Origin of the sequence: Mesorhizobium sp. CA16 (assembly GCF_020165175.1) — a bacterium.
GTDB lineage: Bacteria > Pseudomonadota > Alphaproteobacteria > Rhizobiales > Rhizobiaceae > Mesorhizobium.
Map to the genome: position 1 here is coordinate 216,342 of NZ_JAIUHP010000005.1, position 16,839 is coordinate 233,180.

Consider the following 16,839-nt stretch of genomic DNA (forward strand, 5'->3'; position numbering starts at 1 on the left):
GAGCGGAATTCCATGCACAAGACTGCCACCGAAAGGAACAACGAGACGATCGCGGCCCAGCTTGCGCCGGTGGGCCGCGAAACGGTGCAGGATCGCGTCTATTCCGAACTGCGACGGGCCTTGATTGGCGGCCTGTTCGAACCAAGCCAGGTGCTGACCATCCGCGGTCTGGCCGATGCGCTGGTCACCTCGACGATGCCGGTGCGCGAGGCGCTCGGGCGGCTGATCACGGAAAAGGCGCTGGAGGCGTTGCCCAACCGTTCGGTGCGCGTGCCGCCGATCACGCTGGATCGCCTCGACGATCTCTTGCGAGCCCGCATCCTGATCGAAGGCGAGGCGATAGCGCTTGCCGCCGCTCGCATGGTGCCGCGCCAGATCTCCACAATCGAAACCATTCTCGGCGAATGGGATGAGATGCGGGCGCTGAAGCACAAGAAAGATGTCGACCGCGAAGTGACGCTCAACCAGAGCTTTCATTTCGAGATTTACCGCTCCTGTGGCTCGGCCGTACTGATTCCGATGATCGAGAGCCTGTGGCTGCAATCGGGGCCATGCATCCGCGTCGCCATCTACGCCTTTTCGGAAGCCGGTGAGGTCGACACCGCCCAGTATCACCGCCGCATTGTCGAGGCGCTGGCCACGCAGGACGCACGGGCGGCGCGCGACGCGCTGGTCGCCGACATCAGCCGGCCCTTCACCTTCCTGCGCAGCAAGCTGCAATCCGCGGCTGGGAAAGATCAGACATGACGTTTATCCGGATCACCGAGCCACGCTCGAAGCTTGCCGTCACGGCGCTGTTACTGCCCGAGAAGGCGCCGGAAAACGCCGCTTTTCTCACGGCGTATCTCGCCACGCCACGCGTCGTCCCAGGCATCCACGCCATGTGGACTGGACCTGAAATTTCCTGTCCGGTTCCATCAGCCGACCTCGAAGGCCAAGCCTATGCCCGGCCGCTGCCGGCGGAGAACGCGACGCTGACGCCGCAGCCCGGCGATATCGTCTTGTCCTACGTGCCGCCGCACATGTGGGGTGGCAACCCCAATGCCATCTTCGACATCGGCCTGTTCTACGGGCAAGGGGCGCGGCTTCTGTTCCCGATCGGCTGGCTGGCCGGCAGCGTGGTGGCGCAGGTGCGCGCCGAAGAGAGCGATCAGTTCGCCGCCGCATGCGGGGCGATCCGCCGCAACGGCGCCTGCGATATCAGCTTCATCGTGGTGGAGGCCTGACATGACCGACGACAGCTTCGAGCTCTTCGATCTTCGCGTCGAGGCGATCGTCCCCGAAGGCAAGCCGATTTATTGCGGCGCCAAGGCCGGCGACTATTTCGAGCTCAAGGGCGAAACGCTGTCGATGCCGGCAGGGCAAGGCTTTTCGATCTATTCGCTTGCCGCCGTGCTGCCGCTGCTTGCGGCAAAGCAGCGCCCGACTCAGAAGAATGACTGGATGACCTCGGACGCCGAGATCGCTTGTCCCGACCCCAATTGCTCCAGTCGGCTCAGGATCGTCAGGCTGGCCAAGCGGCGATTCAGCCATGCCGAAACCACGGCCGAGCCGCTGCCGAAGGAGACTAACGAGGGATGAGTGCTAAGACCTTCGAGCTCGGCCCAGGCTACAAGATCTCGCGCGTCATTCGCGGTGGGTGGCAACTCGCCGGCGGCCATGGCGCCATCGACGGTAACCAGGCGGTGGCCGACCTCATCGCTACCTTCGATGCCGGCATCTGGACCTATGACTGCGCCGACATCTACACCGGCGTCGAGGAACTGATCGGCGCCGCCCGCCTGCGACTGGCCGATGAGCGCGGCCTGGATGCAGCGGCCAGGATGAAGGTGCACACCAAGCTGGTGCCCGACCTCGAGCGGCTGGCCACCATCAGCCGCAACTATATCAGGGGCATCGTCGACCAGTCGCTGCTCAGGCTGAAGACCGAGCGGCTTGATCTCGTGCAGTTCCACTGGTGGGACTATGCGCAGCCTCGTTACGTCGAAGCGATGGGTTGGCTGGACGAGCTTCGATGCGAGGGCAAGGTGCACAATCTCGGCACCACCAATTTCGACACGCCCCGGCTCGCTGAAATCCTGGCCGCCGGCATCCCGGTGGTCAGCCAGCAGCTGCAATATTCGGTGCTCGACCAGCGGCCTGCGCACAGCCTCGCCGCAGTTGCGAAGACAAACGGCGTCAGCTTCCTCTGCTACGGCTCGGTGGCCGGCGGCTTCCTCAGCGAGAAATGGCTTGGCGTGGCCGAACCCACCACGCCGCTCGAAAACCGCTCGCTGGTCAAATACAAGCTGATTATCGATGATTTCGGCGGCTGGGATCTGTTCCAGCAAATGCTGCGGGCGCTCAAGTCCGTCGGCGATCGCCATCGGGCCGACATTGCCACCATCGCCAGCGCATGGGTGCTGGAGCAGCCGCGAGTGGCCGCCGTGATCGTCGGTGCCCGCAACCAGGCGCATGCATTGGCAAATGCGAACATCATGGACATCGAGCTCGATGCCGACGACCGCGCACGGATCGCTGCCGTCATCGCGCAAGGCGCCAGTCTCGAGGGCGATGTCTACGCGCTGGAGCGTGACCGCCAAGGCCGCCACGGCTCGATCATGCACTACAATCTCAACGCGGGCCGGGTTTGAAAACGATGGACGGAAAGCTGTTTTCGCGGGCCAGTGCCGAAGTCATCGACCTGCATCGCTTCTTCGCCGACTGGTTCGTTGCTGCGCGCGCCGATAGAGTGCATTTCGGCCGCTTCGAAGCCGCCATGGGGGAAGGCTTGACGATGATCGCACCAACCGGTCAGATCCTCGACCGTAAGGCCGTCGTTGAGCATGTCCGCTCCAGCCGCGCCACATGCGACGATGGCTTCGCCATCTCGATCGAGGACATCAAGCCCGGCTGGCAGGACGGCGACACGATCGTCATCCTCTATGTCGAGGCGCAGTTGCGTGGCGGCAAGCACAGCCGCCGCCAGTCGAGTGCCGTCTTCACCACTAGTTCATTGGCGCCCAATGGCGTCCAATGGCGGCATCTGCATGAAACCTGGCTGCAGGTGCCGGAACACTGACACTTTCGAGACGTCAAACCAGTTCGTGCAACTCAAGGGGAACAACAATGAGAAAGACGATACTCCAACTCACCACCGCGCTCGCTCTCGTCACGATTGCCAGCGCCGCGCAGGCCGCCGATTGCAAGATCACCGTCGGCCTCGTCATGGAACTGACCGGTCCCGCCGGCGAATACGGCCAGGCCGGCGCCAAGTCTGTCGAAATGGCCTTCCGCGACATCAACGACGCCGGTGGCGTGCGCGGCTGCGATCTCGTCACCGACACGCGCGACAGCCAGAGCCAGGGCAACATCGCGGTCGATGCCGCGACCCAGCTGGTTCAGGTCAAGAAGGTGCCGGTTATCATCGGCGGCATCATCTCCTCGGTGTCGATCCCGATCCTGACCTCGGTCACCGCGCCGGCCAAGATCGTCCAGGTCTCGCCGGCTTCGTCCTCGCCGACGCTGACGGCACTCGGCCGCGAGGGCAAGACCAACGGCATCTTCTTCCGCACCATCACCTCGGACGCGCTGCAGGGCGTGGCCGCGGCCAAATACGCCCTCGACAGGGGCTTCAAAAAGCTGGCGATCATTCACGTCAACAACGATTTCGGCGTCAACATGGTGGCCGAATTCTCGCGCGCCTATAAAGCGCTCGGCGGCACCATCGTTTCCGACACGCCCTACAATGAGAAGCAGTCGAGCTATGCCTCGGAAGTGACGGCAGCGATGGGAGGCGAGCCGGACGGACTTTATCTCGTCAGCACGCCGGTCGATGGCGCCACCATCGCCCGCACCTGGATATCGCAAGGGGGCGTGCAGAAATTTCTGCTCAATGACGGCATGAACAGCCCTGACTTCATCGAGTCGGTCGGTGCCGACTATTTGAAGGATGCCTATGGCACATCGTCCGGCACCAGCCCGACCGCATCGACCGAGTATTTCACCAAGAACTACAAGGCGTTCTCCGGTATCGAGCCCTCGAATCCGGCGGCCGACCGCTCCTATGACGCCGGTGCCATCGTTGGCCTTGCCATTGCCATAGCCGGCTCAGAGGATCCGGCCAAGATCAGGGATGCCATATACAAGGCGGTCGACCCGGCCGGCACGCCGATCTTTGCCGGGAAGGAGGAGTTCGCCAAGGCACTCGGCCTGATCAAGGACGGCAAACCGATCCGCTATGAAGGCGTCATCGGTCCGGTCGCCTTCGACAAATTCGGCGACATCACCGGTCCGTTCCGGTTGTGGAAGATTGTCGACGGCAAAGTGACCACCGATGGTGAAATGACCACCGACGATGTCAATGCCCTGCAGGCCAAGCTGCAGTAAGCTGGACAGTGCTACCGGCATCGACAGCATTTCATCGCGATTGATGCCGGCATCGCTTGAGGCGGGCCGATATCACTTGCACGGCATGCGATCGCGAATAGGATCGGCCGGCTGCAATTGAACGATTCCTGGCGAAGGCTATGCCTCGATCGCTGCGACGCCCGAAGGCTAATGCCGGGCCGCAAGGTAAGCTTCGGGGGACGACGGCTGGCTGCTGACGCTGCCGGTCTCACAAGAGGCCCAGAACCAGCTTGTGCGCGATAGCCTGGCGTGGAGAAAGCAGACCCTGCTAACGACAACTATCACGGTCTTTTTCTCGCCATACGGGTATCGACAAACCGTTCGTGCGCCGGTTGCTCAAGGATCTCCTGGCACATGGCGTGCCACAGGTATGGTGGGACGAGGCTGAAATCCACATCGGCGCATATCCAGGGCTGCGGCCTTGGAGCGGCGAGGGGACTTGCCTACATTGAACATGTCGTCGATATGAAGGTCGATGAGTTCGCCGAACATTTTCGGGCGAGGTATGCGGGACTTGGTCGGAATCTCACCGCGATCGACCTGGCGCTCGGTTTCGGTCGCCCAGCGTCCTGTGCAAAAATCGCACGTGAAAATTCTGCTTCTCTTCTTTTTTCGTTTCCCAGGACGGAGCCGCCGACAGTCCAGTTCGGGCGCTCTTTTGCCGGCGATATTGGCCGCTCCATCGCGGACGTTCGCGGCGATAGCCGTGAGCTCAATGTCCGAGGCGGCAACCATTTGCCTGGGGTTCTTGGAAGCTTTCGAACTTTCTGGGTCGCGCCTCAGCCCGAATTGAGGGTGCTCATGGACAAAATGGGACACTGGTCAGCTGACGCAATTCCAACGAGACCATGGCCTGATGAGCCGATGCAAGTGGCCGCTCCGCATAACTAGCGGCTACGCGGGCCATGGCAGCGCCGCGCTCGGCGTTGTCGCGCGAATCCTCCGTCGGCATTCCATGGTGAGTTCTCGAACCCCACGAACATGACCGCCAGCCCGATGGATGCCGCCAGGCCGCGGTTTCACCGCGACTGAAAGCCGAGCCGACCAAACCGTGTCGGCGCAGAGTCGGTGGCGTTGAAGGCGGGCAAGGAAAGCGTCGAGATCGTCACGCCGACTTTCCTGATCGCGCATAGCGCCCGAGTACGAAAAGCAGCCGCAGCTGCCCCATTCGCCAAAGTGTCCCCGTCAGTACCATTCGGCAAGCGCGCCATGCTAGAACCATCCAGGGAAGGCAACGCGTGCCGCCGTCGCCAGCGGTGGGATGTCCTCGTCGGGGACCGAAGAATAGGGCCACAATAGCTGGGCCCTGATCGAACTCCAACTGCCGGCTGCCGCCATTGCCTTGTCGAGGGCGGCGTCGCTGACGGCGTAGCGTGCCCGAAATGGTAGGACGTGGTCCGCGAGAAAGGCCTGTACGCGTGCTTGCATCTCGAAGGCCGCTTGTTCCCCGGCTCGTATCTGCGCCCACCACTGCAGTGCGCCTTTCGGGCTAAGGCAGGCGATGTTCGAATAGCTGCCATGCGCACCGTTCGCGTAACCGGTTGCCAGCGTGTGGCCTGGCACGAACACCGAAAGGCCCGACAGTTCGCGCCGCACGCCGGCGTACCAGCTGGCGTCACCGCCGGGGAGTTTTGCCCCGACAAGCGAGGGTACCGCGGTGCCCAATGCGGCAATACTTTCTAGAGTCAGCCGCCGCTTGGCGTGGGGCGGGTTATAGAGCACCAGAGGAGTGCTCGGCGCTGCCTCGGCCAAGCCCGAGACGAAACGCAGCACTTCTTCGTCGCTTGGTGGCCACCAGTCCGGCAAGGTGAATTGCACTCCCGAGAGTCCCAATCCCGCAACCCGCTTCAATCGCTCGCATGCAACTCGCGGATTGGACTGGCTGATGCCGATCTGGAATGGGATTCTCGCGGCACCGGCGACTGCCGCTACCATCTCGCTCAGCCGGTCGAATTCTGCTTCAGTCTGGCAATGGAATTCACATGCCGTGCCGTTGGAATAGACGCCGTGAACGCCGGATGCGCAGAGCCGCGCGACGGTTTCTTGCGTAGCGCTCCAGTCGATATTGCCATCCAGGCCCACGGCCAGCATCACGGCGCCCCAGATGCCGCGCGGCGCGTGTTCGGGGAGGGCGGAGAGATGATCACTCATGGTCCGACTAGCGCAGCGTGAAGGAGAGCGGTATGAAGTCTCCAAGATTGACCTCTATGCGACCCCTCCTTGGAACGATCAGCAGCGGCGACAACGATCCGGTGGTGATCACCATGCCTTTTTTGAAGCTGCCGAAATGATCGTCGGCCATTCCGGCGAAAGCGATGATGGGAGAAAGGGCGTCGCCAAACGGGTATTTGGCGGTCTCGCGCTGGCTGATCGCTTCGTCGCTGGAAAGCGTGATCACCATACCGTCGACCTTCGGCGCTTGCGCCAGTGTCTGCCTGCCGATGACGTAACCGCATGTGACCATATTGTCGGCCAGCGGCCCGAACGGGCCGGCTTTGGTCCGGTCGTCGATGCGAGAGCCGATGAGCTCGATGCCGAGAATGAAATGCTGGATGGTCTGCAACACGGCCGAGCGGCCAGCTTTGGCGATCTCAGGCGTCAGGTCGGCGCCGAGCCTGACAGCCACTTCGATCTCGAGCCCGGCGAGGTCGCGTTCGCAAAGTTCGATCGTTCCGCCATCGTCGATAACCATTCCGGCGGGGATCGGCGCAGCCATCGCGATACCATCGGGCGGCATGGCCACCTTGGCGACGGGCACGCGCTCTCGGAGCTGCTTCAACACCGCGCCTTGAACGGCCATCGCATCGCCGCGCGTCAGGTCGACCAAACGCGACCCCGGTACCCGACCACGCGGGTTCCTGTGAGCCTCGGCGATGGCCTCGGAAATTGTATCTATGTCAGCCGGCATCAGCGATTGTTTCCTCGCGGCGGGATTTGTCCGAGGCGTGGGCTGCCTCGATGATGCCGATGAGGTTGCGCCCATAGACGCCCGTCACCGGTACCGGCTTGTCGTCGACGATAGCGTCGCGCAACGCTGCCCATTCGCGTTTCACCGCATTGTGCATCCAGGCGGGCTCGAACGAATCCGGCAGGTCGGTCCACACGGTATCGCGACCAATCATCGTGCCGCGATCCATCTCGATGCGTAGCGTGCCGCGCTCGCAGACGAGATCCATCGCAAAGCCGACCGCACCGTTGCGATAGCCAATACTCTGCACCTGGCCCAGGCCGCCACGTTTGAAACGCAGCGCCAGCATCGACGTGTCATCCGCTTCCTGTTGATGGAATTTTGCGCCGAGCATGGCGCTCACCGAGATGACTTCGTCACCCATCAGCCAGACGAGACGGTCGAGCGCGTGAATGCCGGCCGTCATCAGCATGCCGCCACCGGTAGCGTTGCGCAGGTGCCAGTCGCGCCGGTTGTGCTCCATCCAGAGCTTGATCATCCAGCTCGACGCGATCAGCGGCCGTCCGATCTCGCCTGCCTCGATGACCTTCTTGGCTGCCATGCAAGGTTCGAGAAGTGCAGGAGGTGGGCGACCATCAGCTTGACGCCGCTCTGCGCCACAGCCGCATTGATTGCATCGCATTCGGCTACAGTTCGCGCCATCGGCTTTTCGAGCAGAATGTGCTTGCCGGCCTTGGCCGCGCCGATCGCCATTTCGGCATGCAGCGCGTGCGGGGCAGCGATAACGACGGCATCGACGCTGCTGTCTTCGAGAAGTTCGCGCCAGTCGGTGTAGCCCTTGCCGCCATATTCGGCCGTGAAAGCCGCCAGCGCCGTCGCGTTTCCACGGCAGGCTGCGACGAGGCGGATGCCGTCGACCTCCTTGATTGCGCGTGCATGCGCGGCGCCGAAATCGCCCGCGCCGATAATGCCTAGTGCAATCATCGTCCTGCCTTCTGATATGCGGCGTCGATCAGCGACATCGCCGCAACATAGTCGTCTATGGAGATTGCCGGCGCAGCGTTTCGCCGCAACCGTTCGAATGTGTCGCGCATGCTGAGGCGGTAGCGAGTAGCCGGCAGTTCGACCGGCAGGTCCACAACCGTAGCGTCGTCGAGAGTTGCGCAGATCGCCTTGTCGCCACGGTCGATGAGCGTGGCGTTGGCGGAGACGATGCGCCATTCGAAATCCCCGCCAGGGAGCATTGAAGCGAAGGTATAGCCCGCCTCAATGGTGAACACCGCGCCGGCATTGTCCTCGAGCACCAGCAATGCGTAGTCCTCAACCGAAGCCCTGTGGATGCGGTTGCCCATCGATACAGCTTTGAGATGGAGCTCTCCACTGGCCAGGCTCAGCGCTGCATCGACACCGTGGATGCCCAGATTGCGCAATGCGCCGCCTCCGCCAATCGCGGGATCGACCACCCAGCCGACACCATCGGCGGCATAACGCTCGGGCGGCCCGTTGACGACGCGGAAATGGCCGTGCGCGACTTGGCCGACGCGGCCTTCCCTTCGCAGTCTCTCAAAGGCGATCACCGCCGGGCCAAAGCGATTGGGCAAAGGCACGCCGACGAAGGCATTTCGTTGATGGGCTAGGTCTCTCAGTTGCATCAACGGCGCCGTGCCGGTCGCTGCCGGCTTGTCAAGGATAAGCGGGACGCCGGCTTCGATTATCCTGCGCGCCCTGGCCGGCACGTTCGAAGGATGTCCCATCAGCAAGATCAGATCCGCAGGTGTTGCAAGAACGTCTTTGAATGCAGCAATCGCGCTCAGCGAGTTGCGCGCTGCAAAGCCCCTTGCATGCGCCTCGTCCTCATCCCACACGCCGATGATTTCAGCGCCGGCATCGCGCGCCGCATCGAGATGCAAGTCGGCATGCCAATGGCTAATGCCGGCCAAAACGACTTTCATCTCCTGATATTTCCTCCTGCACTTGCAGGATATCCTACAAGTGGTTATAGGACAAGTCGTCAGCCTCTCAAGCGAAGTGGTTGTCGGCGTCGGACAACAGTGGAAACAGGAAACAAGATGCCGGTATTGAAGTCGATCGAACCGCTTAGCCGACCACCGCTTTTGCATGTGACCGTCCAGGAGAGCCTGCGGAATTATATCGGGGCGAACAGGCTCAAGGCAGGCGACCCGTTGCCCCCGGAGACCTTCCTGGCGCAGCAGCTCGGCGTTGGCCGCAATTCGGTCCGCGAAGCGATCAAGGCGCTGGAATCGATCGGCATCCTGGAGACGCGTCGTGGCATCGGCGTGTTCGTCAAGGAATTCTCCTTCAAGCCACTACTCGACAATCTGGCTTATGGCCTGCAGGACTCGCTGCGCGATGTCGAGGAACTGCGCGAGATTCGCCGTGTGCTCGAGACCGGGCTGATCTCCAAGACCATCGAGATGATCAGCGCCCAAGACATCGACGAGCTTCGCCGGTTGACCGAAAGCATGCGCCAGCGCGCGGAGCGCAGCGAGAGCTTTGCCGAAGAGGACCAGCAATTCCATCAGATGCTGTTCCGCTGCCAGAACAACCACATGCTCAGCGCATTGATCGATATCTTTTGGGTGGCGTTCAACAAGGCCTCGGATTTCACCAATCTCGACAATCCGACGCCGCTCGCCACCTGGCGCGATCATCATGAAATCGTCGAGGCGGTCGCCGCCAAGGATGTCGACATGGCACGTAGCCGGCTCGACGATCACTACAGAGGCATCCAGCAAGTTATCGCCAAAAACCGCACAACCTGAAAAATGCCAAGGGAGGAAACCATGCGCATCAAGACGATAGCCATCGCTGCCGCGCTGCTGTTCGGCACCGGCCTGCCGACCATCGTACAGGCGCAAAGTCCAAAGACCATTGCGGGTGGTTTCGACGTCGGTCCCGGCGGCTTCCCCAAGAACTTCAACCCGCTAGTCGCGACTGGCGGCTTCACCTGGCTCAGCACCTATTTTGAACCGCTAGTCATCTGGAATGCAGGGCTGACCCAACTCGAAGGCGACCTGGCCAAGAACTACACGGTGAGCGCCGACCAGCTGACCTATACGTTCAACCTGGTCAAGGAGAGCTGGCACGACGGCAAGCCGTTCACGTCGAAGGACGTGAAATTCACCATCGATCTTGCCAAGAACAAAGCTTCCGGCAGCCTGTTCGCGGCACGCCTCGGCGATATCGCTTCGGTCGAGGCGCCCGACGACAGCACCGTAATCATCAAGCTGTCGAAGCCGAACGCCTCCTTTCTGTCCATTCTTTCGCAGGTGCTGATCCTGCCGGAGCATGCTCTTGCCGGAATGCCGCCGGAGTCGCTGGCAACCAGCACCTGGTGGTCGACCAATCCGGTCGGCACAGGTCCGTTCAAGTTCAAGAAATACGTCACCGACCAATATGTCGAACTGGCCGCCGATGACGATTATCGTGGCGGCAAGCCGAAAGTCGACGTGCTGATTAACCGCTATTTCGAGAGCCCGGCCGCGGCGGTCGCGGCGCTGCGTGCTGGTGAGATCCAATTCACCTATGTCGAGCCTGACGACGCGGCGTCGTTCAAGACCGATTCCAACTTCAAGGTGATCGAAGGCGGCTCCTACGTGGTCAACTATATCGGTCTCAACCAGCAGGTCGACCTGTTCAAGGATCTCAAGGTTCGTCAGGCGATCATGTACGCCATCGACCGTAACGCGATCATAGAGAGCCTCTATGGCGGCGCAGCCAAACCAGCCAACTGCGGCTTTGTGGCGCCGCAACTGGTCCCCGAAGGGCTGGAAACCTACGCCTACGATCCGGCCAAGGCCAAAGCGCTGTTGGCAGAGGCGGGCTGGGACAAGATCAACGGCGACAAGCCCATCACGTTGCTGACCTATTACGGCTCTCCGCAGGCTGCCAATGTCATGGCAGCCATCCAATCCATGCTCTCACAGGTCGGCATTAACGTCGTGCCGCGCGTCGTCGACACGCCGACCTACAATGGCATCGTCTACAAGGCAGGCACGCCGGACTGGAACGCATTTCCCATGGTCTATGCCGGCCTGCAGAATGGCCCGAACCCGGCTGGCATCAATCCGGGCCTGAACAAGTCGCAGATTCCGCCCGCCGGCTTCAACACCATGCGCATCAAGTTCGACGACCTGAGCGCGGCTTTAGACAAGGCGCTCGGTGAAACCGATGCATCGAAGCTCGATGCCGCTTGGCAGGACGTTTGCAAGGTGATGAACAAGGACCTTCCGTGGGCAACGCTGTGGGTGGCCAATCGCTACGGCGTTGCCTCCAATAAGCTGAAGGATTTCGTCTGGACGCCTGCGCCCGCCGGCGGTCCTTACGCCGCTCATCCCGAGGCCTGGGACATTCAGTGAGCAGGCGGGTCTGCCGGCCCGCCACAAGGGCCGGTTTCCTCTGGGATCCCGCCCACACCATCCACTTGCGGAAAGCCAATGCTGAGCTTCATAGCCCGCCGCTGCGCCACAGGACTGTTGATGCTGGTTGCCTTGAGTCTCCTCATCTTCATCTTGTTGCGCCTGTCGCCTGGCGATCCGATCGACGCATATATCAATCCTTCCGTGCCGATGTCGGCTTCCGATCTCGAAACCCTGCGCGACCGCTTCGGTCTCGATCGGCCGCTGCCGCTTCAGTATTTCGGTTGGGTGCGTGCGGCTCTGTCGGGGGATTTCGGCTATTCGATCCAGCGCAACGGCGTGCGGGTGTTGCCGCTGGTGATGGAGCGCATCGGACCCACGGCTCTCCTGATGGGCACGGGGCTGGCGATCGCCATTGTCGTCGGTATTACGACCGGTATCTACAGCGCAGTGCGCCGCAACGCCTGGCCCGACATTGCAATGTCCGTGCTGTCGTTCATCGGCATATCGAGTCCGGCCTTCCTGACCGCACTGCTTGGCCTCTATTTTTTCTCGGTTCTGCTGCGCTGGGCGCCGTCAGGCGGCATGCAGACCGCGGGCGCGCCATTCTCGATCTCCGATGTGCTTGCCCATCTAATTCTGCCGGCATGCCTGCTGTCGATCGGCCACGCGGCGCTGATCATGCGTTATATGCGCGCTTCGCTGCTCGAAGTGCTCAACCAGGATTATGTCCGAACCGCCCGGGCCAAAGGCGTGCGAGAGTTCTGGGTGATCATCAAGCACGCCACCCGCAACGCGCTCTTGCCGGTCATCACGCTGATCGGGTCGACCGTTGGCATCGCGATCGGCGGCGCGATCTTCCTGGAGAGCGTCTTCAACTGGCCAGGCATGGGCTTGCTGCTGGTCAACGCCGTCGGCACGCGTGACTATCCCGTCATCATGGGTGCCACGCTGGTGATCGGTGTCTGCGTCATTCTGGTCAACATTCTCACCGATGTTGTCTACGCCTTTGTCGACCCGCGCATCCAGGTGGAGTGATGACGATTGCCGAGATCGAACCACCCATGCAGCGCACCAAGGGTCCATTGCGCCGCGCACTCGGCCGCTTCATCGAGAACCGCGCCGCGCGGGCCGGTCTGGTCACCGTGATCCCCGTACTGATAGCGGTCATGACCTACCACTGGTGGTGGCCATACGCTCCCAACGCCATCGACCTGAAGGCCATGAACAAGGGACCGTCCGCCACCCATTGGCTCGGCAGCGACGGTGTCGGCCGCGATGTTTTCGCGCGGCTTCTGCAGGGTGGTCGCATCTCGCTGCTGGTTGCCGTCTGCTCGGTCGCGATCTCCACCGTCATTGGCTTCCTCATCGGTGCTATCGCGAGCTTCGGCGGCCGCGTCGTCGATGCAACCGCGATGCGCTTCGTCGATCTCGCCATGACCTTGCCGCCAGTCATGTTCTTGCTGGTTCTTGCCTCGATCGCCGGCACCGGCATCGCGCCGACAATCCTCGTCATCTCGCTGCTATCGTGGCCAGTTCTGTCGCGCATGGTCAGGGCCCGCCTCCTCGAACTGCGCGAGCGCGATTTCGTCGTTGCCGCGCGCGGCATGGGGGCAAGGCTGCCGCATCTCCTGTTTCGCCACGGCCTGCCCAATTGCATGGACATCCTCGTCGTCTACGCAACTTTGCAGATCGCCAACGCGATCCTGTTGGAAGCTGGCCTCTCTTTCCTCGGCCTCGGCATCGCACCACCCGAAGCGAGCTGGGGCAATATGCTCAATCTTGCCCGCTCCACCGTCGTCCTCGAACAATACCCCTGGCAGTGGATGTTCCCCGGTGCCGCCCTCGTACTCACGGTCCTCGCCATCAATTTCATTGGCGATGGGCTGCGTGACGCTTTCGATCCCCGATCCGATCTCAACTGAAGGTTTCAAAATGGCACTTTTTACCGGCGTCGTGCCGCCAGTCGTTACCCCCCTCAACAACGACTACAGCATCGACTTTCCGTCGTTCACCCGGACGCTGGAGAACCTGCTCGACGGCGGCGTCCACGGACTGTTCGTGCTTGGCTCGACCAGCGAGGTGGTTTTCCACGACCAAGCCGTGCGCAAGGCGATCATCGAGCACGCGGTGAAGGTCAACAACGGCCGCGTTCCGATCTTCGCCGGCGTCATCGATCCGACCACCGACCGTGTCATCAACCATTCGAAGATCGCCAGATCGGCCGGGGCCGACGCAATCGTCGTCACCGCGCCCTTTTACACGCGCACCAGCCAGCCGGAGATCATCGATCATTTCCGCTATATCAAGGATGCGATCGACATCCCGATCATTGCCTATGACATCCCGGTCTGCGTCCATATCAAGCTCGATCGCAAGACGACGGTGACGCTTGCCAAGGAAGGCACCGTGGCCGGCCTGAAAGATTCCAGCGGCGACGATGGCAATCTGCGTTATGTGCTGAAAGACATGGCCGGCGATGCCGGCTTCTTCGGCATGACCGGCTCCGAGATCATGGTCGATACTGCTCTCGCCATGGGCGCGCATGGTGTTGTGCCGGGCATCGCCAATGTCGATCCGCACGGCTACGTCAAGATGTGGAACCTGATGCAGGCCGGCAAGCATGCCGAGGCCCGCGTCGAGCAGGAACGCCTGCTGAAGCTGTTCGAGATCGTCTGGATCGCGCTCGGGCGCACCAGCGCCGGTTCAGCCGGCGTCGGCTCCTTCAAGACCGCCATGCGCAGCCTCGGCATCATCGCCACCAACAGGATGGCCCGCCCGCAGCGCGATCTCAATGCCGAGGAAACCGCCAAGGTCGACGCGATCCTGCGCGACGTCGGCCTGCTTGGCTGATCATGGAAGCGCCGATCCTCCAGATTGCAGGATTGCGTGCGGTGTTTCGCATTGCGGGGCGCGACATTGCGGCCGTACAGGACGTTGATCTCGAGATCGGCTCCGGCGAGACCGTGGCGCTGGTCGGCGAGTCCGGTTCGGGCAAGTCAGTCACCAGCCTCTCCATCATGGGGCTCCTGGCGCCGAAGATCGGCCATATCGCTCACGGCCATATCTCGATCAGACGACGCGACGGTTCCGTCACCGAGCTGACCGGGCTGGACGCGGAGCAACTGCGCCGCGTGCGCGGCAACGACATCGGCATGGTGTTTCAGGAGCCGATGACCAGCCTGAACCCGGTTTACACTATCGGCGAGCAGATCGCCGAGCCGATGCGCACCCATCTTGGCAAATCGCATCGCGAGGCGGCAGCCGAAGCGGTGCGCTTGCTGATGCAGGTCGGCATCCCGGACCCCGCGCGGCGCGCGAAACAATACCCGCACGAACTCTCGGGCGGCATGCGTCAGCGGGCCACCATTGCCATGGCGCTCGCATGCAACCCGACATTGCTGATTGCCGACGAACCGACGACGGCGCTTGACGTGACGATCCAGGCGCAGATCCTCGATCTGCTTGCCACTCTCCAGGCCGAACGCGGCATGGGCATCCTCTTCGTCACCCACAATCTTGGCGTTGTTGCGGAAATCGCCGACCGCGTGGCCGTCATGTATGCCGGCCGCATCGTCGAGACCGGCCCGGTTGCCGAAGTCTTTGCCCGTCCGCGCCATCCTTACACGACAGGCCTGATGCGATCGGCACCGCGACTTGGCCAAGCAACGGTGCTGAAGGCGGCCGGCACACCGCTGCCGACGATTGCCGGCAATGTCCCCTCGCTGGCCATGCTGCCCGGAGGCTGTTCTTTTGCTCCAAGGTGCCCGATGGCGATCGACTCCTGCCGCGCCGCCGTGCCGCCGCTGTTGCAGGTATCGCCGACACAGACGAGCCGCTGCATCCGCTGGGAGGAGCTATGAGCGCGCCGGCTCCTTATCTGTCCGTTCGCAACCTGACCAAGCATTTCCCGCCGACAGCGTTCTCGCGCGGACCTGTGGTCAAGGCACTGCAGGATATTTCATTCGACATTCCACGTGGTCAGGTGGTCGGGCTGGTCGGCGAATCCGGTTCCGGCAAGACGACAATTGGCCGTTCCGTGTTGCGGCTGATCGAGCCGACCTCAGGCGAGATACGCTTCGACGGCAAGGACATCGTCAAGCTCGGGGCGAGGGAGCTTCGACGTCAACGTCGCAACATGCAGTATATCTTCCAGGATCCCTTCGCCAGTCTGTCGCCGCGCATGACTATCGGCCAGATCCTCACCGAAGGCCTCGATATCCAGGGCATCGGTAATCGGCCCGAGCGCCGCGCCCGCGCCGAAAAGGCGCTCGCCACCGTCGAACTGCCGGTCGATGCCTATGACCGCTACGCGCATGAATTCTCGGGCGGCCAGCGCCAGCGCATCGGCATCGCGCGAGCCCTTATGCTGGAGCCCGAGTTTATCGTCGCGGACGAACCGGTCTCGGCACTCGACGTGTCTATTCAGGCCCAGGTGATCAACCTTCTTCGCGATCTCCAGGTCCGGCTTGGCCTCACCATGCTGTTCATTTCGCATGACCTCGCCGTTGTCGAATATATCTGCGACACGGTCATCGTTCTCTATCTCGGACGCATCATGGAAGTCGCGCCCGCCGCCGATCTCTATGTCCGGCCGGAGCATCCCTACACACGGGCATTGCTGTCGGCCGTCCCATCGCCAGATGCGTTCGCCAGGAAGCAACGGCAGATACTGAAAGGCGACATCCCAAGTCCCGCCAATCCGCCGTCGGGATGTGTTTTCAGAACGCGCTGTCCCGCAGCGATGGCTGCCTGTGCCGGCGCCGTGCCACGGCTACGGGAGATAGCTCCTGGACGTATGAAGGCATGCATTCGCGACGACATAGGCTGAACATGGCAGCCTAAAAATTGGAGTAGTTCTGATACGTTTTTGGGACATTCACAGTCAGCGCGCAGTTGGCAGTTGAGCGGGGAGGTGTCCGTTTCTGTACCCGCAATGGGGGCGGAGGAGGTTGGAAATATAGGGGATAAGTCCGGGCCAGAGATGCCGCAACTTCGTGGTCAGGTTGATCGAGGACGCCGCAAAGGGCGCGTAACGAGCCTGCTGCTGTCCATGACGAAAAGAGCGGGCCGGCACGAAGAGCCGGTCGTTGCGCCCACTCAGTCGCAGCCGGGAGCAAAAAAGGCCATCCCGGTAAATGCGGAGGTGGACGGCCTTCTTTG

The 16,839-nt window shown here is 62.1% G+C and carries 19 protein-coding genes; 13 read left to right on the top strand and 6 right to left on the bottom strand.

What is annotated here, in order from left to right; genetic code table 11:
• The first annotated feature begins 12 nt into the window (after positions 1–12).
• The 6 genes from LB525_RS10280 to LB525_RS10305 are packed head-to-tail and all read left to right on the top strand — an operon-like array spanning position 13 to position 4,368.
• The gene (locus LB525_RS10280) at positions 13–747 is read left to right on the top strand and encodes a GntR family transcriptional regulator (RefSeq protein ID WP_224544504.1); all 735 of its coding nucleotides are present in this window, start codon (positions 13–15) and stop codon (positions 745–747) included.
• Positions 744–1,226 carry a DUF3830 family protein gene (locus tag LB525_RS10285; RefSeq protein WP_224544505.1) on the top strand — a complete coding sequence of 161 codons (483 nt, stop codon included), beginning with the start codon at positions 744–746 and terminating at the stop codon, positions 1,224–1,226. Before LB525_RS10280 ends, LB525_RS10285 begins: the two co-directional genes overlap by 4 nt.
• A 1-nt stretch (position 1,227) precedes the next feature.
• Complete coding sequence (locus LB525_RS10290) at positions 1,228–1,581, top strand: TIGR04076 family protein (protein ID WP_224544506.1); 354 nt, start codon at positions 1,228–1,230, stop codon at positions 1,579–1,581.
• A complete protein-coding gene (locus tag LB525_RS10295; protein ID WP_224544507.1) occupies positions 1,578–2,633 on the top strand; it encodes an aldo/keto reductase in 1,056 nt (351 codons plus the stop codon). Before LB525_RS10290 ends, LB525_RS10295 begins: the two co-directional genes overlap by 4 nt.
• A 5-nt stretch (positions 2,634–2,638) precedes the next feature.
• Positions 2,639–3,061 carry a hypothetical protein gene (locus LB525_RS10300; RefSeq protein ID WP_224544508.1) on the top strand — a complete coding sequence of 141 codons (423 nt, stop codon included), beginning with the start codon at positions 2,639–2,641 and terminating at the stop codon, positions 3,059–3,061.
• A gap of 47 nt (positions 3,062–3,108) precedes the next feature.
• A complete protein-coding gene (locus tag LB525_RS10305; RefSeq protein WP_224544509.1) occupies positions 3,109–4,368 on the top strand; it encodes an ABC transporter substrate-binding protein in 1,260 nt (419 codons plus the stop codon).
• 357 nt (positions 4,369–4,725) lie between these two features.
• Here LB525_RS10305 and LB525_RS10310 read toward each other — a convergent pair whose 3' ends face one another.
• From LB525_RS10310 to LB525_RS10335, 6 genes are all read right to left on the bottom strand, one after another.
• On the bottom strand, positions 4,726–5,124 hold the full coding sequence (locus LB525_RS10310) for a hypothetical protein (protein ID WP_224544510.1): 399 nt from the start codon (positions 5,122–5,124) through the stop codon (positions 4,726–4,728).
• Between the two features lie 477 nt (positions 5,125–5,601).
• Positions 5,602–6,540 (bottom strand): dihydrodipicolinate synthase family protein, encoded by a 939-nt coding sequence (locus LB525_RS10315; RefSeq protein WP_224544511.1) that lies wholly within the window; start codon positions 6,538–6,540, stop codon positions 5,602–5,604.
• 7 nt (positions 6,541–6,547) lie between these two features.
• Complete coding sequence (locus LB525_RS10320) at positions 6,548–7,297, bottom strand: hypothetical protein (RefSeq protein WP_224544512.1); 750 nt, start codon at positions 7,295–7,297, stop codon at positions 6,548–6,550.
• Complete coding sequence (locus LB525_RS10325; RefSeq protein WP_224544513.1) at positions 7,287–7,898, bottom strand: Gfo/Idh/MocA family protein; 612 nt, start codon at positions 7,896–7,898, stop codon at positions 7,287–7,289. The genes LB525_RS10320 and LB525_RS10325 overlap by 11 nt, the downstream gene beginning before the upstream one ends.
• The gene (locus LB525_RS10330) at positions 7,850–8,281 is read right to left on the bottom strand and encodes a Gfo/Idh/MocA family protein (protein WP_224544514.1); all 432 of its coding nucleotides are present in this window, start codon (positions 8,279–8,281) and stop codon (positions 7,850–7,852) included. The genes LB525_RS10325 and LB525_RS10330 overlap by 49 nt, the downstream gene beginning before the upstream one ends.
• Positions 8,278–9,237 (bottom strand): Gfo/Idh/MocA family protein, encoded by a 960-nt coding sequence (locus tag LB525_RS10335; RefSeq protein ID WP_263492746.1) that lies wholly within the window; start codon positions 9,235–9,237, stop codon positions 8,278–8,280. Before LB525_RS10335 ends, LB525_RS10330 begins: the two co-directional genes overlap by 4 nt.
• A 129-nt stretch (positions 9,238–9,366) precedes the next feature.
• Here LB525_RS10335 and LB525_RS10340 point away from each other — a divergent pair, with 129 nt between their 5' ends.
• The 7 genes from LB525_RS10340 (at position 9,367) to LB525_RS10370 (ending at position 16,507) form a co-directional block, all read left to right on the top strand.
• Positions 9,367–10,080 carry a FadR/GntR family transcriptional regulator gene (locus LB525_RS10340; RefSeq protein WP_224544515.1) on the top strand — a complete coding sequence of 238 codons (714 nt, stop codon included), beginning with the start codon at positions 9,367–9,369 and terminating at the stop codon, positions 10,078–10,080.
• Positions 10,081–10,101: 21 nt separating this feature from the next.
• On the top strand, positions 10,102–11,676 hold the full coding sequence (locus tag LB525_RS10345) for an ABC transporter substrate-binding protein (protein ID WP_224544516.1): 1,575 nt from the start codon (positions 10,102–10,104) through the stop codon (positions 11,674–11,676).
• Between the two features lie 78 nt (positions 11,677–11,754).
• On the top strand, positions 11,755–12,714 hold the full coding sequence (locus LB525_RS10350; RefSeq protein ID WP_224544517.1) for an ABC transporter permease: 960 nt from the start codon (positions 11,755–11,757) through the stop codon (positions 12,712–12,714).
• Between the two features lie 26 nt (positions 12,715–12,740).
• On the top strand, positions 12,741–13,601 hold the full coding sequence (locus LB525_RS10355; protein ID WP_411971017.1) for an ABC transporter permease: 861 nt from the start codon (positions 12,741–12,743) through the stop codon (positions 13,599–13,601).
• A 10-nt stretch (positions 13,602–13,611) separates the two neighbouring features.
• A complete protein-coding gene (locus LB525_RS10360; protein ID WP_224544519.1) occupies positions 13,612–14,529 on the top strand; it encodes a dihydrodipicolinate synthase family protein in 918 nt (305 codons plus the stop codon).
• A complete protein-coding gene (locus LB525_RS10365; RefSeq protein WP_224544587.1) occupies positions 14,529–15,539 on the top strand; it encodes an ABC transporter ATP-binding protein in 1,011 nt (336 codons plus the stop codon). Before LB525_RS10360 ends, LB525_RS10365 begins: the two co-directional genes overlap by 1 nt.
• Positions 15,536–16,507 carry an ABC transporter ATP-binding protein gene (locus LB525_RS10370; RefSeq protein WP_224544520.1) on the top strand — a complete coding sequence of 324 codons (972 nt, stop codon included), beginning with the start codon at positions 15,536–15,538 and terminating at the stop codon, positions 16,505–16,507. Before LB525_RS10365 ends, LB525_RS10370 begins: the two co-directional genes overlap by 4 nt.
• Positions 16,508–16,839 lie beyond the last annotated feature (332 nt).